Annotated in this window: 17 protein-coding genes; 13 read left to right on the forward strand and 4 right to left on the reverse strand. The window is 70.0% G+C overall.

Features of this window, described 5'->3' with window-relative positions; all coding sequences use genetic code 11:
* Positions 1 to 24: 24 nt before the first annotated feature.
* On the forward strand, positions 25 to 660 hold the full coding sequence (locus BMZ92_RS12645) for an HAD family hydrolase (protein WP_091506511.1): 636 nt from the start codon (positions 25 to 27) through the stop codon (positions 658 to 660).
* Here the strand turns inward: BMZ92_RS12645 and BMZ92_RS12650 are convergent.
* From BMZ92_RS12650 to BMZ92_RS12660, 3 genes are all read right to left on the reverse strand, one after another.
* On the reverse strand, positions 657 to 1,307 hold the full coding sequence (locus tag BMZ92_RS12650) for a TetR/AcrR family transcriptional regulator (RefSeq protein ID WP_091506512.1): 651 nt from the start codon (positions 1,305 to 1,307) through the stop codon (positions 657 to 659). The two genes, BMZ92_RS12645 and BMZ92_RS12650, sit on opposite strands and share 4 nt — an antisense overlap.
* Before the next feature lie 162 nt (positions 1,308 to 1,469).
* Complete coding sequence (locus BMZ92_RS12655; protein ID WP_091506515.1) at positions 1,470 to 2,561, reverse strand: inositol-3-phosphate synthase; 1,092 nt, start codon at positions 2,559 to 2,561, stop codon at positions 1,470 to 1,472.
* A gap of 70 nt (positions 2,562 to 2,631) precedes the next feature.
* Positions 2,632 to 3,195: a PadR family transcriptional regulator gene (locus BMZ92_RS12660; RefSeq protein ID WP_091506518.1), complete on the reverse strand. Its 564-nt coding sequence runs from the start codon at positions 3,193 to 3,195 to the stop codon at positions 2,632 to 2,634.
* 236 nt (positions 3,196 to 3,431) lie between these two features.
* Between BMZ92_RS12660 and BMZ92_RS12665 the strand changes: the two genes are divergently transcribed.
* From BMZ92_RS12665 to BMZ92_RS12675, 3 genes are all read left to right on the forward strand, one after another.
* The gene (locus tag BMZ92_RS12665; protein WP_091506519.1) at positions 3,432 to 3,830 is read left to right on the forward strand and encodes a DUF5318 family protein; all 399 of its coding nucleotides are present in this window, start codon (positions 3,432 to 3,434) and stop codon (positions 3,828 to 3,830) included.
* Positions 3,831 to 3,893: 63 nt separating this feature from the next.
* On the forward strand, positions 3,894 to 6,479 hold the full coding sequence (locus tag BMZ92_RS12670; protein ID WP_091506522.1) for a transglycosylase domain-containing protein: 2,586 nt from the start codon (positions 3,894 to 3,896) through the stop codon (positions 6,477 to 6,479).
* A 114-nt stretch (positions 6,480 to 6,593) separates the two neighbouring features.
* The gene (locus tag BMZ92_RS12675; protein ID WP_091506525.1) at positions 6,594 to 8,123 is read left to right on the forward strand and encodes a glycosyltransferase family 87 protein; all 1,530 of its coding nucleotides are present in this window, start codon (positions 6,594 to 6,596) and stop codon (positions 8,121 to 8,123) included.
* Here the strand turns inward: BMZ92_RS12675 and BMZ92_RS12680 are convergent.
* Complete coding sequence (locus BMZ92_RS12680; protein ID WP_091506526.1) at positions 8,116 to 8,889, reverse strand: deoxyribonuclease IV; 774 nt, start codon at positions 8,887 to 8,889, stop codon at positions 8,116 to 8,118. The genes BMZ92_RS12675 and BMZ92_RS12680 overlap by 8 nt on opposite strands.
* Before the next feature lie 69 nt (positions 8,890 to 8,958).
* On the opposite strand from BMZ92_RS12680, the gene BMZ92_RS12685 reads away from it, so the two are divergent.
* From BMZ92_RS12685 to BMZ92_RS12725, 9 genes are all read left to right on the forward strand, one after another.
* On the forward strand, positions 8,959 to 9,678 hold the full coding sequence (locus tag BMZ92_RS12685) for a hypothetical protein (protein ID WP_143249856.1): 720 nt from the start codon (positions 8,959 to 8,961) through the stop codon (positions 9,676 to 9,678).
* A 78-nt stretch (positions 9,679 to 9,756) separates the two neighbouring features.
* On the forward strand, positions 9,757 to 10,635 hold the full coding sequence (locus BMZ92_RS12690) for a hypothetical protein (protein ID WP_091506530.1): 879 nt from the start codon (positions 9,757 to 9,759) through the stop codon (positions 10,633 to 10,635).
* Between the two features lie 72 nt (positions 10,636 to 10,707).
* The gene (locus tag BMZ92_RS12695; RefSeq protein WP_091507060.1) at positions 10,708 to 11,580 is read left to right on the forward strand and encodes a hypothetical protein; all 873 of its coding nucleotides are present in this window, start codon (positions 10,708 to 10,710) and stop codon (positions 11,578 to 11,580) included.
* 80 nt (positions 11,581 to 11,660) lie between these two features.
* Complete coding sequence (gene rpsF, locus BMZ92_RS12700) at positions 11,661 to 11,984, forward strand: 30S ribosomal protein S6 (protein ID WP_091506533.1); 324 nt, start codon at positions 11,661 to 11,663, stop codon at positions 11,982 to 11,984.
* 10 nt (positions 11,985 to 11,994) lie between these two features.
* On the forward strand, positions 11,995 to 12,477 hold the full coding sequence (locus BMZ92_RS12705; RefSeq protein WP_091506535.1) for a single-stranded DNA-binding protein: 483 nt from the start codon (positions 11,995 to 11,997) through the stop codon (positions 12,475 to 12,477).
* Positions 12,478 to 12,513: 36 nt separating this feature from the next.
* Complete coding sequence (gene rpsR / locus BMZ92_RS12710) at positions 12,514 to 12,762, forward strand: 30S ribosomal protein S18 (protein ID WP_027941586.1); 249 nt, start codon at positions 12,514 to 12,516, stop codon at positions 12,760 to 12,762.
* Between the two features lie 13 nt (positions 12,763 to 12,775).
* Positions 12,776 to 13,234, forward strand: coding sequence for a 50S ribosomal protein L9 (gene rplI / locus BMZ92_RS12715; RefSeq protein WP_091506537.1), 459 nt, complete (start codon positions 12,776 to 12,778; stop codon positions 13,232 to 13,234).
* A 150-nt stretch (positions 13,235 to 13,384) separates the two neighbouring features.
* The gene (locus BMZ92_RS12720) at positions 13,385 to 13,795 is read left to right on the forward strand and encodes a hypothetical protein (RefSeq protein WP_091506539.1); all 411 of its coding nucleotides are present in this window, start codon (positions 13,385 to 13,387) and stop codon (positions 13,793 to 13,795) included.
* Positions 13,792 to 14,406 (forward strand): DUF3558 domain-containing protein, encoded by a 615-nt coding sequence (locus BMZ92_RS12725; protein ID WP_091506541.1) that lies wholly within the window; start codon positions 13,792 to 13,794, stop codon positions 14,404 to 14,406. Before BMZ92_RS12720 ends, BMZ92_RS12725 begins: the two co-directional genes overlap by 4 nt.
* The last annotated feature ends 4 nt before the right edge of the window (positions 14,407 to 14,410 follow it).

Consider the following 14,410-nt stretch of genomic DNA (forward strand, 5'->3'; position numbering starts at 1 on the left):
GGCCTCACAGGTACCGTGCTGGGCATGGAAGCGGTGGTTTTCGACCTCGACGGCGTGCTCGTCGACTCCGAACGGACGTGGGACGAGGTGCGGCGCCACGTCGTCGCCGAGCACGGCGGGCGGTGGACCGAGGAGGCCACCCGCGCCGTCCAGGGGATGAGCACCCCGGAATGGGCGCGGTACCTCGTCGAGGAGCTGGGCGCGAAGCTCACGCCGGAGCGGCTCGCCGAGGTGGTGGTCGACGAGATGGCGCGGCGCTACGCCGACGGCCCGCCGGTCCTGCCCGGCGCCCCGGAAACCGTCCGCGCGGTGGGTGAGCGGTACCCGGTCGCGATCGCCAGCTCGTCGCCGCCGGTGCTGATCAAGGCGTTCCTCGAAGCCACCGGACTGACCGGGCTGGTGCGCGTCGCCGTGTCGAGCGAGCAGGTCGCGGCGGGCAAACCGGCGCCCGACGTCTACCTCAAGGCCGCCGAGCAGCTGGCCGTCCGGCCGGAGACGTGTGCCGCGGTCGAGGACACCACGAACGGACTCCGCGCCGCGATGGCGGCGGGCATGGCCGTCTACGCCGTGCCGAACCCGCACTTCCCGCCGGACCCGGCGGTGCTCGCCGAGGTGGCGTTCGTGCTCAAGGACATCGCGGAACTACCCGGAAAGCTCTAGAAACCCCGGTCCGACGCACGCAGCCGTCCGACCGGCGCGGGCTCCTCACCGGACAGCGTCGTCTCCGGCTCCGGCAGGCCGTACGTGCGGTACAACCACCGCCGCACCTGCTCCACCGGGTACTGCGGGCCGTACACGACAGCCTTGTAGATCACGCCTTCGAGGACGCTGCGCAGCATGACCTCCTCGACTGCCGGGTCCTCGGCGCCGCGCCCCGCGAACAGCTCCCGCAGGCTGTCCTCCAGCAGGCTCAGCCGTTCGTCCTTGCGGGCCTCGACCTCGGCGAAGATCGGGTGCGTCGACGGTTGCACCACGAGGCTGAGGATCACGCCCTGCACCGGGAGGTTCTCGAGCAGCCCGCCGAGCACGCCGTCGATGATCCCGGCCAGCCGCTCGTCCGGCGTCCCCGGCACGTCGACGACCGCCGCGACCCCGTCGAGGTAGGCGTCGATCAGCTCGTCGACCAGCAGGTGCTTGTTGGGGAAGTAGTAGGAGGCGAGCCCGCGCGAGACCCCGGCCCGCCGGGTGATCTCCGTGATCGTCGCGCCGTGGTAGCCCTTTTCCGCGAACACCTCCAGCGCCGCGGCCAGGATCTTCTGCCGCGACTCCGCCCGCATCTCCTCGTTCAGGCTGGCCGACCGGGCCACCGCACTCCTCACACGCGAAAAAACCGGCGCTCGCCGGCAGACCCCCTCTACTCTGCCTGCCGGAGAGCACCGGAACCCGAGTGACTTTGACTGTACGTACATCCAGTCGAGCACGCCGCAGCCCTCCCCCGGCCGGGTGAGGGCCGGAGGAGGAAGCGGGGATCAGCGCTCGATCTCGCCGCGGATGAACGCCTCGACCGAGTCACGGGCCTGCGAGTCGTTGTACTGCACCGGCGGCGACTTCATGAAGTACGAGGACGCCGACAGCAGCGGACCGCCGATACCGCGGTCCAGCGCGATCTTCGCGGCGCGCACGGCGTCGATGATGATGCCCGCCGAGTTCGGCGAGTCCCACACCTCGAGCTTGTACTCCAGGTTCAGCGGCACGTCACCGAACGCGCGGCCCTCGAGCCGGACGTAGGCCCACTTGCGGTCGTCGAGCCACTGCACGTAGTCCGACGGGCCGACGTGGACGTTGGCCTTGCCCATGTCGCGGTCCACCTGGGAGGTGACGGCCTGCGTCTTGGAGACCTTCTTGGACTCCAGCCGCTCCAGCTCCTTCATGTTCTTGAAGTCCATGTTGCCGCCCACGTTGAGCTGCATGGTGCGGTCGAGCTGGACCCCGCGGTCCTCGAACAGCTTCGCCAGCACGCGGTGCGTGATGGTGGCGCCGACCTGGGACTTGATGTCGTCCCCGACGATCGGCAGCCCGGCGTCGGTGAACTTCTGCGCCCACTCCGGGTTCGACGCGATGAACACCGGGATGGCGTTGACGAACGCGAGACCCGCGTCGATCGCGCACTGCGCGTAGAACTTCTGGGCCGCCTCCGAGCCGACCGGCAGGTACGACACCAGCACCTGCGCGCCCGACTCCCGCAGCGCGGCGACCACGTCGACCGGCGCCTCGTCGGACTCCTCGATGGTCTCCTGGTAGAAGCGGCCGAGCCCGTCCATCGTGGGCCCGCGCAGCACCGGCACGCCCAGCGGCGGCACGTCCGCGATCTTGATGGTGTTGTTCTCGCTGGCCAGGATCGCCTCGGACAGGTCGCGGCCGACCTTCTTCGCGTCCACGTCGAACGCGGCGACGAACTCCACGTCGCGGACGTGGTACGGGCCGAACCGCACGTGCATCAGGCCGGGCACGCGGGACGTCTCGTCGGCGTCCTGGTAGTAGTGCACCCCCTGCACCAGTGATGCCGCGCAGTTGCCGACGCCAACGATGGCCACCTTCACGCGGCCGCTGTTGTCGCCCATGCCGGTTTCTCCTTCGGTCGTTTCTTGACAGGTCAGTGCTGCTCGTCAGCAGGAAAAGAGGTGCGGCCGCCTAGTTGTGCAGGCCGCGCTGTTCGGCTTGCTCGTGCGCGATCAGCTCGTTGAGCCAGCGGACTTCGCGCTCGCTGCTCTCGAGGCCGAGCCGGTGCAGCTCGCGGGTGTAGCGGTCGATCTTCTCCTCGGCTCTGGCCATGGCCGCCCGCAGGCCTTCCCTGCGCTCCTCCACGCGACGGCGGCGGCCCTCGAGGATGCGCATCCGGACATCGGCCGGAGTCCTGGAGAAGAACGCGAGGTGCACCCCGAAGCCTTCGTCGTCCCACGTCTGCGGGCCGGCGTCACCGAGCAGCTGGGCGAAGTGCTCCTTGCCTTCGGCAGTGAGCTTGTACACCCGTCGCGCGCGCCGGACCCTCGACCTGGACTGTGGCTTCGCGTGCTCACCGACCTCATCGGCTTCCTCGACGATGAAGCCAGCCCGCTGCAACCTCCGCAGGGTCGGGTACAGCGAGCCGTACGAGAACGTGCGGAACATGCCGAGCGTCTCGTGCAGCCGTTTGCGCAGCACGTATCCGTGCATCGGCGCCTCGTGCAGCAGCCCCAGGATGGCGAACTCCAGCACGGTGCACCCCCTTCCGGGCGACAAACGACGTCATGCCGTCAACCTAACGCCCGATTATATCGAGCCGATACATCGAAGTGGCGCAGATAACGATTCAGAACACCTGGGGTTCACTCGAACAGGGTGGTGAAGTTCACGCAGGAGTTATCGAACCGTCGGCGTGTTCCTCCAGCCCGCCCAGTTCTTTACCCAGAACAGCTCATGGCACCCCCACACGGGCCACGTACTCTGTCAGCGTGCAGAAGCAGCGACACGTCGTGGACTACGGCTTGCAACGCCGCGCGTTGCTGACCGATTTCCGCGCCGGTCGCCTCGGTAGGAAGGACGTCTGCGACGCGGACCCGTACCTGCTCAGGGCGGCGAAGTTCCACGGAGAGCCGGCCACGGCCGAGTGCCCGGTCTGCCTTTCGTCGTCCCTGATGGAGGTGTCCTGGGTCTACGGCGACGAGCTCAAGCACGTCGCCGGATCCGCGAGGACGCCCGCCGAGCTGTCCCGGATGGCCGGGCTGTTCGGCGAGTTCACCGTCCACGTCGTGGAGGTCTGCCGGGCGTGCCGATGGAACCACCTGGTGCTGTCGTACGTCCTGGGCACGGGAACACCACACGGCCCGAGCAAGAGGACCGCCGGGCAGTGACCGCAGGGAAACCGTGACCGCACCAGCGGCGTACCCCGAACCGCCGTTCTGGGAGGCTCATCCGTGAACGACCAGTACAACCGCTCCTGGCCAGGTCAGGAGCCCGACGATCCCCGGCAGGGGCAGTGGCAGGGTGGCGGCGCGCCGCGCCGTCCGCAGGGCCGCCCCCAGTGGCCCGGGGAAGGGCAGCAGCCGCAGTGGCCCGGCGGGGGAGACCCCGACGGCGCGCCCGGACAGCGGCGTGTCCCGCCGGCAGGCCGTCCGGTGCCGCCGCGCCGTCCCGGGCCCCCGCCCGGTCCGCCCAACGGCGGCCACCGCACGCCGCCCCCGTCCTCGGGTCCGCCGGACCGCGAGCCGGGTCTGCTCACGCACAACCCGCTCGGCGGCGGTCAGCCCGAGGACGACTACGACGGGTACGACGACGAGCAGGCCCGGTTCGACGAGTACGGACCCGAGGACGAGCTTCCCGCCGAGGACGAGGGCGGGAAGAAGGGCAAGGCCGCGCTGACGCCCCGGCAGCGGAAGAAGCGCCGGTGGAAGATCGTGCGCCGCACGCTCTACGCCCTGTTCGGCCTGTTCGTCATCGTGCCGGCGATCGCGTTCACGATCTCGTACTTCCTGGTCGACGTGCCCACCCCGGAAGAGGTGCTGGCGCAGCAGAGCCAGGTGGTCACGTACTACTACGCCGACAACTCGGTGATGGGCAAGGAGGTCCCGGACACCGGGAACCGCGAAATCCTGAAGCCCGGGCAGATCCCCGAGACGGTCAAGCACGCCGTGTACGCGGCCGAGGACGCCACGTTCGAGACCAACAACGGGTTCGACGTGCTCGGCATCGCGCGCGCCGTCTACAACAACCTCACCGGCGGTACCGGTGGTGGTTCGACCATCTCGCAGCAGTACATCAAGAAGGCCACCGAGAACGAGGCGCCGACGCTCACCCGCAAGGCCACGGAGCTGGTCAAGTCGTTCAAGATGAACCAGACCCAGCCCAAGGAAGACATCATCACGGCGTACCTCAACATCGTCTACTTCGGACGGAACGCCTACGGCATCCAGGCGGCGGCGCACGCGTACTTCAACAAGGACGCCGCGCAGCTCAGCCCGTCGGAGGCGGCGCTGCTGGCCGGTCTGATCCAGGGCCCGAGCAAGTCGGAGAACACCACGTACGCCCAGTGGCGCTGGAACTACGTGATGGACAACATGGTCAAGTACAACTGGCTGCCCTCCGCGGAGCGGCAGGCGGCGCAGTTCCCGGCCCCGCTGCCGAAGGACCAGACCAAGCCGCAGGCGATCAAGGGCCCGGCGGCGTTCATCCAGTCCGAGGTCGAGGACGAGCTGGACGCGGCGGGCTACTCCAAGGAGAAGCTGCAGGCCGGTGGCTACAACATCTACACGACCATCGACCCCGCGGCGCAGAAGCTGGCCGAGGACATCTCGCACAAGTACATGGACGACCAGCCGGACTCGCTGAAGAGCGCGCTGGTCGCGGTCGACCCGAAGACGCGCGGGGTGATCGCCTACTACGGCGGCCCGAACGACAAGAGCGACCAGCGGGACTGGGCGTCCACACCGCACAACCCGGGTTCGTCGTTCAAGGCCTTCGACATCGCCGCGTTCCTCAAGATGGGCAAGGGGCTCGGCGAGACCTTCAACGGCACGTCACCACGCCAGTTCGGCTCCCGCACGGTCCGCAACGCGGGTGCGTCGAACAGCTGCGGTACGGACTGCACGGTCGCCGAGGCGACGATGCGCTCGACCAACACGGTGTTCTTCGACATGGTCGCGAACCAGACGGGCTGGCAGGCCGTGCGCGACGCCGCCGAGGAAGCGGGCGTGCAGAGCCTGAAGAACAGCAAGGCCGCGCTGGACAACAACATCTCGCTCGGCGGTGGCACCACCGAGGCCACCCCGCTGGACATGGCCTCGGCGTACGCCACGTTCGCCGCCGACGGGATCACGATGGACCGCCACTTCGTCACGAAGATCACCGATCCCGGCGGCAACGTCGTCTACCAGGCGCCGAGCAACCCGCAGCCCGCCTTCGCGGAGAACAACGCCGACAAGAGCAAGCAGATCGCGGGCAACGTCACGACCGCGCTCAAGCCCGTGATCGGCTTCTCGAAGCTGAAGTGCCCCACGGGTCACGAGTGCGCCGGCAAGACCGGTACCCAGCAGTACGACTCGAGCGACCCGGACCTGGCGAGGTTCAACTCGCAGGTGTGGATGATCGGCTACACCCCGTCCATTTCGGTCGCCTCGTGGGTGGGTTCGGATCCGAGCAAGCCGCTGAAGGACAAGAACGGCGAGTCGGTCGGCAGCACCGGGCTGCCCGCCCAGATGTGGCAGGAGTTCATCAACTCCTACCTGCAGGGCAAGCCGAGCGAGAAGTTCTCCACGGTCCAGCCGATCGGGAAGTCGGCGACCGCGGCCGCCAACGACGACTCGTCGAGCAGGAAGTCGACGCCGCCGACCTCGACGTCGTCCTCGGCGCCCCCGCCGCCGTCCACGTCGAGCACGCCGAGCAGCTCGTCGGAGGCGCCGAGCTCCAGCAGGTCGAAGCCGAGCTTCCCGTCGGGCATCTCGTGGCCGCCGTCGGGTCGCGACAACTTCGGCACCGGTGACTCGACGGGGCAGCCGGGCGGCTGATCCGGACGAGGACCGGCAGGGCGGTGGGTATCGGACGATGGCCACCGCCCTTTCGCTGTACCCGACCGGGCGTCTTCAGCCGGAACCCACTCCACTGCCCGTAACATCGCCCGGGTGTCCAGCCCGACCGACCGAGAACCCCTGCCCACGTCCCTGAGCGCGGAGGAGCGGATCGCCCCCAGCCGCACCGAGCCGCTCGTGGCCGCCGCGAGCAGAGCGATCGGCGGGCCGGTGGGCGAGCACGCCGCCGTGGGCAGGCACTGGTTCTGGTCCCCGCAGCGCGTCGGGCTGGCGATGGCGACGCTCGCGCTGCTGCTGTGCTGGTTCGGCAAGGCGAGCTGCATCCAGCAGTACACGGACGACAACGGGCAGAACCAGCTCGACTGGCGGGCGGGCCGCCCGTACGTCGCGATGTGCTACACGGACATCGTGCCGCTCTACAGCGCCGAGCGGCTCGACCAGGCCGGCACGTTCCCGTACCGCACCGGCTGGGTCGACAACGCGGGCACGCCGGACGCGCAGCAGCGGTACATGGAGTACCCGGTGCTCACCGGCCTGTTCCAGTGGGTCAACGCGAAGCTGACCGCCGGGTGGCTGGCGGTGCACGACGCGGGCTGGCTGCCGGGCGCCCTGCCCGTCGCCGTCTACTTCGACATCACCGCGTTCTGGCTCGCGGTCGCGTGGCTCGTCACCGTCTGGGCGGTGGGCCGCACCGCGCGCCGCAGACCGTGGGACGCGGCGCTCGTCGCGTTGTCCCCGCTGGTGCTGGTGCACGCGTTCACCAACTTCGACGCCGTGGCGACGGCGTTCGCCGCCACCGGCCTGCTGGCCTGGGCACGCCGGAAACCCGTGCTGGCCGGCGTGCTGCTGGGCGTCGGGGCCGCGGCGAAGCTGTACCCGCTGCTGTTCCTCGGACCGCTGCTCGTGCTGTGCCTGCGGGCCGGCCGGTTCCGGCAGTGGGCGCAGACGGCCGGGGCCGCCGTCGTCGCGTGGCTCGCGATCAACCTGCCGGTCGCGCTCGCGTTCAACGCGGGCTGGCGGGAGTTCTTCCAGCTCAACGTCGAACGCGGGATGGACCCCGACTCGCTCTACAACGTCGTCTCGTACTTCACCGGCTGGTCCGGTTTCGACGGTGCGCTGCAGCCGGGCCAGGTGCCGACGTGGCTGAACGTCGTCAGCGGCGGCCTGTTCGTGTTGTGCTGCGCGGGAATCGCGTACGTCGGGTTCACCGCCCCGGTGCGGCCGCGGGTCGCGCAGCTGTGTTTCCTCGTCGTGGCGGCGTTCCTGCTGGTGAGCAAGACGTGGAGCCCGCAGTATTCGCTGTGGCTCGTGCCGCTGGCGGCGCTGGCGATCCCGCGCTGGCGGCTGTTGTTCGGCTGGATGCTGCTGGACGCCCTCGTCTGGGTGCCGCGGATGTTCTACTACCTCGGCGTGGACCACAAGGGACTGCCGCAGGACTGGTTCCTCGGCTTCGTCGTGGTCCGCGACCTCGCCGTGGTGGGGCTGTGCGTGCTGGTGCTGCGGGAGATCTACCGCCCGGCGCTGGACAAGGTCCGCCTCGCCGGCGACGACGACCCGGCGGGTGGCGTCCTCGACGGCGCGCGGGACGTCCTCGCCGCCAAGCCGCGCGTCGCGGTCAGCTGAGGGCTTCCCGCAGGTACGCGATGTCGTCGGCCTGGCCCTCGGACGGGGTCTCGACGACGACGGGCGCCTGGGCCTCCTTGGCGACGGCGGCCAGGAGTTCGGGCTCGATCGTGCCGCCGCCGTGCACGACGTTGGCGTGCCGGTCGCGGGTCGAGCCGAACTCGTCCCGCGAGTTGTTCAGGTGCACGAGGTCGATCCGGCCGGTGATGGCCTTGACCTTCGCGACGAGCCCGTCCAGTTCCCAGCCCGCCGCGAACGCGTGGCACGTGTCGAGGCAGAACCCGGCGCCGTGGTCGCCGACGACGTCCCACAGCCGCGCCAGCATGTCGAGGTGACGCGCCATCGCGCCGTCGCCGCCCGCGGTGTTCTCGATCAGGATCGGCACGCCGAACCCGCCCTCGTCGGCCTGCCGCTCGAACAACTTGCCCCAGTTCGCGAGACCTTGCTCCGGGTCCTCGTCCTTGCGCACGTGCCCGCCGTGCACGATCAGGCCCTTCGCGCCGATCTCGGCCGCGGCCGCCGCGTGCTGCGTGACAGCCTTGCGTGACGGGATCCGGATGCGGTTGTTGAGCGAGGCCACGTTCACCACGTACGGCGAGTGGATGAAGACCGTGACCCCGGCCGCCTCGACCTCGGCCGCGCTGGGCGCGGGCACCGGCTTCTTCCAGCCCTGGGGGTCGGCGAGGAAGAACTGCACGACCTCGGCATTCCGCTCGCGAGCGGCGGACAGCGGGTCGTCATCCCGGACGTGGGCACCGATCTGCATGACGCCACGCTAGCGCGTTGCTCCGAATGCAGTAGCGTGAGCGCGAGCCGCCGACGCCCAGGGGGAGTGATGAGGAAGACCGCGCAACGGGTGCTCGCCGTAGGCCTCTTCCTCGGCGCAGCAACGGGTTTCGCCTCCCCGGCCGTCGCCGGTCCGGTGTTGCCGGGGGACTGCGCGGCGACGCTGGGCGGCTCCGGGCACGCGCTCGCACTGGACGTCGCCGGGCTGACGGTCGGCACAGGCCCGTCCTCGCCGGGTGACCCGCTCGCCACCGTCGACGTCGCCGACGCGGCCAAGGCGCTGCACGTCAGCAGGGTCCCGGGCACCGGTGCGGTCCGCGTGCTGTGCACCGACGCGCAGGGCACGGTGAACACCCTGCTCAGCGGCGCTCCGGCTCCGGCGGACCAGCCGACACCTCCGCCCAGCACCTCGCCGAAGCCCCCGGCGCCGTCAGAGCAGCCCGCACCGAGCACGCCGATCGCGGTGGAGCCCGTCGACGTGCGGCCCATCTCGTTCCCGCTCGACGCGACCTCCCCGCTGACGGTGGACGCGCTGCCGCTGGGCGACCTGTCCGGTCTGCTGCCCCCGGTCGCACTCGCGCCCGACGCGCCGGGAGTCATCCCGCCCGCCGGTACGAGCCCGACCGTGACCACGCAGAACTCCGGCTCCGCGCAGGCGCTGCCCGCCCCGGCGCAGCCGGCGCGGCTGCCGCTGCTGCTGGCCGCGATCGCGTTGGCCGCCGTGGGTGCGGGGCTGGCGCACAGCTGGCTGCGCCGCAGGCTCGGCTGAATTTCGCGCCCTGCACGCGTCACTCCACTCGGTTACCTTCGTTATCTCAGTGAGTGACGCCGCCACTGGAGGGCTCCGATGCAGGGTCGAACGCGCAAGGTCGCGGCGGTCGGTGCGGCCGCCTTCGCACTGGCCGGATCCGCGGTGCTGGCCACGCCGGGCACCGCGAACGCGGCGGAAACGGTCACCGCGAAGTGCGGGGACACCGTCACCGTCCACCCCGGTGACACCATCAAGAGCCCACTCGGCCTGCAGACGGTCACCGACGGACTGACCTCGATCGTCGGCGGGCTGCTGTCCGGCCTGTGCAAGATCACCGTGAACGTCGTCGACACGGTGGTCGCGCCGGTGCCGGTGGTCGGGGCCCCGGTCGCGGGCGCGGTCGACAACACCGTCGCGGGCGCCACCAACGGGGCCGCGTCCGTCGTCCAGGGCGTGACAAGTGCGCTCCCCGGTGGCGGGCAGCCGGCGCAGCAGAAGCCGCCGAGCAACGGGGGTTCCCCGCAGACCGGTCCGACGGGCGGCACCCAGGGCGGTGCGGCCGGCAGCCCGAACCCGGGACTGGCGAACCTCATCCCCGGCCCCAGCAGCCCGGTGCTGCCCGGGAGTGACGCGGCGATGTTCGACCTGCTGCCGTTCGGCTCCAGCGGCTACGCCCCGATGCGCGACTACAGCGACGTCCCGTACGCGCTCGCCGGGTTGTTCGCGCCGTCGCCCGGGGTCCGCTACGGCGGCCAGATCCCGGGCTACGCGCCGGAGGTCGGCGCGCTCGGCAACGGTTCCGGCCAGCAGAACCGCGCGGTGCAGAACGCGGGCGAGGCACAGGCGATGCCCGGTGGCACCAGCGGCGGACTGCCCGGTGACCTGGGCCTGCCGATGCTGCTGGCCGTGCTGACGTTGTCCGGGGTCAGCGCCGCACTGGTACGCACTTGGGTGCTGCGGACGGCTACTCCTTAGTATCTTCGTGGCCTGCTTCTCGTTGTCCCCTCGGACGACGCTCGCGACCACTGGAGGACTGCACCCGTGCGGATGCCAACGCGGACCGACCTGACCAGGACGACGCGACGGGTACTCACCGCCGGCGCGCTCGCCGCCCTCTTCGGCGGCCTCGCGTTCCAGGGCACGGCCTCGGCGAGCACCGTGCTCGCGCAGGGTTGCACCGGCAGCGTCGTCGGCAACATCGGCGACCAGGTCGCCGTGCAGGGCAAGGACCTCGCCGGGGTCGTGAAGGCCGGCGCGAAGGAGCAGGAGATCTTCCTGCACTTCAACGGTGTCGACCCGGACGCGCTCGCTGACGCGATCACGAAGGCCGGCGCGCTGACCGTCGGCTCCGTGCCCAACGCGCCCAACGGGTCCATCACCGGCGAGAACGTCGCCGCGGCCGTGAAGCAGGCGCTGCAGGACGCGAGCGGACTCGGCGTCACCGCCGACCAGAAGCAGAAGACGCTCGGCTCGATCACCACCAAGGTCGCGGGCAACTGCGGCATGACGACCTACGCGGGCAACTACTCGTCGGTCACGGCGCTGCCCTCGGGCGGCACCGGCGGCGCGATGCCCGTCCAGCCGACCACGCAGCCCGGCACGACTTCGACGGGCACCTCGACCGCGCCCCCGCGTGACTACGGCAACGTCCCCGCCGCGCTCCCCGGCGTCGGCGTCGCGGTCTCGCCGGGTGCGCGTTACCCGTCCAGCGCGCCCGTCGCCGGACTGCCCACGCCGGAGGTCCTCGGCGGCAGCGCGGCCGGCGGGCAGAACGACGTGCGCAACACCGGCAACGCCGACGCGCTGGCCTCCGCACCGTCGTCGAACACGGTGCAGCTGCCCATGCTGCTGGCGGTCGTCGCACTGGCCGGGGTCAGCGCCGCGCTGGTCCGGACCTGGGTGCTGCGAAAAGTGTCGTAGCGGCCGGTTACCCTGGTAGCCGACAAACCCTCCTGCCACGGACAGTCCGTGGCCGCGAAGCCCACAGGAGGTGAGTGGTTGTGTCACGCCATTACGAGGTAATGGTCATCCTCGATCCCACGCTGGACGAGCGCACCGTCGCTCCGACGCTGGACAACTTCCTCAACGTGATCCGCCAGTCCGGCGGCAGCGTGGAGAAGGTCGACGTGTGGGGCCGGCGGCGCCTGGCCTATGAGATCAAGAAGCACGCCGAGGGCATCTACGCCCTGCTGGACGTGAACTCCGAGCCGGACGCGGTCAAGGAGCTGGACCGGCAGCTGTCGCTGCAGGAGAACATCCTGCGCACCAAGGTCGTGCGCAAGGTCGCTCCGCGCAAGGCCGCCAAGGTCGCGGCGAAGGCCTGAGGCGGCGACCATGGCCGGAGACACCGTCATCACGCTCGTCGGCAACCTGACCGCCGACCCGGAGCTGCGGTTCACCCCCTCCGGGGCGGCCGTCGCGAACTTCACCGTGGCGTCCACGCCTCGCACCTTCGACCGCGCCAGCGGTGAGTGGAAGGACGGCGAGGCGCTGTTCATGCGCTGCAACATCTGGCGCCAGGCGGCGGAGAACGTGGCCGAGAGCCTGACCCGCGGCGCGCGCGTCGTGGTGCAGGGCAGGCTCAAGCAGCGTTCGTTCGAGACCAAGGAAGGCGAGAAGCGCACGGTCGTCGAGCTCGAGGTCGACGAGATCGGCCCGTCGCTGCGCTACGCCACCGCGAAGGTGAACAAGGTCAGCCGGGGCACCGGCGGCGGCGGTGGCGGCGGATACGGCGGCGGCGCGCCCGCCGACGACCCGTGGGGTTCGGCCCCGCCTGCCGGGGGCGGCGGCGGTTTCGCGGACGAGCCCCCCTTCTAACCAACCACTCTTTTCGGAATTCCCAGGAGCATCACCGTGGCCAAGCCACCCATTCGCAAGCCCAAGAAGAAGGTCTGCGTGTTCTGCAAGGCGGAGCAGAAGGGCCGTCCCGAGCTGATCGACTACAAGGACACGAACCTGCTGCGGAAGTACATCTCCGACCGCGGCAAGATCCGTGCCCGCCGGGTGACCGGCAACTGCAGCCAGCACCAGCGTGACATCGCCATCGCGGTCAAGAACTCCCGCGAGATGGCGCTGCTGCCCTACACCTCGACCGCGCGCTAAGGGAGGCACGTCAATGGCGAAGATCATTCTGACCACCGACGTGGCCAACCTGGGCGGTCCCGGTGACATCGTCGAGGTCAAGGACGGGTACGCGCGCAACTACCTGCTCCCGCGGGGCTACGCCATCGTGGCCACCAAGGGTGCGGAGAAGAACGTGCAGACCATCCGGCGCACCCAGGAGGCCCGCCGGATCCGCGACCTCGACCACGCCAAGGAGGTCAAGAACCAGCTCGAGCAGCTCGGCACGGTTCCGCTGACCGCGAAGGCCGCGGCGGGTTCGAAGAAGCTGTTCGGCTCGGTGACCACCGGCGACATCGCCGCGGCCATCAAGGCGGCCGGCGGCCCGCTGCTGGACAAGCGCATCCTCGAGACCGAGGGTCACATCAAGACCGTCGGCAAGCACCAGGTCAGCGCGCGCCTGCACCCGCAGGTCCAGGCCTCGGTGCGGATCGAGATCAAGGCCGGGGAGTAGTCCTCCCGCGCCCGCAGCCCGGAAAAGCCCCCTTCCGCCCGGAAGGGGGCTTTTCCCTTTCGGACACGGGAACCGGAGCGGCTGCGCTAGCATCCAACATGCTGCTTCCCCAGGACGGGACGCGACACGTAGCGAAGGGGGTTCGTCACGATGACGCAGCCGGCTCCGTCCAACGCGCCGGTCGACACGCTGACCTCGGTCCCGCCACCGGCCCCCATCCAGGTGGGCAAGAACGGCACCCCGGGCGGATACCAGTTCGACCCGGACGAGGTGCAGGGCGTGATCCAGAAGTGGCAGAAGCTCTACGACGAGCTCCAGGACGACATCGCGAAGGCGAGGACCGTGGCGAACGTGCGCCCGCCCGGCCAGGAGTTCGCCAGCAGTGACTTCGTCCAGCGTGGCGCGGGCCCCTCGGGGGACACATTGCTGCAGCAGCACGAGCGGATGCGGGATTACGTGCAGAACTACATCACCGCGCTGCAGAAGGCGAGCGGGCAGATCACGCAGTCGGAAGATGACGCACAGCAGGCAGCCGCGAAGCAGGGACAGGGAATCGTATGAGCAAGACCCGGGCGTTCCAGCTCGGCGCGGCCGCTCTGGCGGCTGCCGGTGTGCTGTCGGCCTGCTCCGGCGGGAGCGGTGGTGGGGGTTCGATCCCACCGCTGAGCTCCACGCCCGGCTCGACTGCCGCGAGCAGCTCCGCCGAGCAGCTCGCCCCCGCGGTCGCCAACCCGCTGCCGACAGACGCGTTGGTCAGTGACCCGTGCAGCGCGCTCTCGGCCGAGCAGGTCCAGAACATCGGGCTTTCCGGTCCCGGCACCAGTGAGCAGAGCGACGCGGGGCCGATGTGCAAGTGGAAGTCGGCCACCTCCCAGTTCAACGCCGTGTTCATCTCGCCGATCACGGCGAACAAGAACGGGCTCAACGACATCTACGCGAACAAGCCGAAAGACAAGTACTTCGAGCCGACCACGGTGAGCGGCTACCCCGCGGTGTACGCGGACATCCTTGACAGCCGCGCCAACGGTGACTGCTCGCTGTGGGTCGGCGTGACCGACCAACTCGCGGTATCGGTGTCCACCCAAATCGGCAGTGGACAGAACAAGTCCAACCCCTGTCCGGTCGTCGAGCGGGTGGCCACCGCGATGATCCAGCACCTGCAGGGCTCATAGGAGG

The organism is Amycolatopsis sacchari (genome assembly GCF_900114035.1).
GTDB classification, from domain to species: domain Bacteria; phylum Actinomycetota; class Actinomycetes; order Mycobacteriales; family Pseudonocardiaceae; genus Amycolatopsis_E; species Amycolatopsis_E sacchari.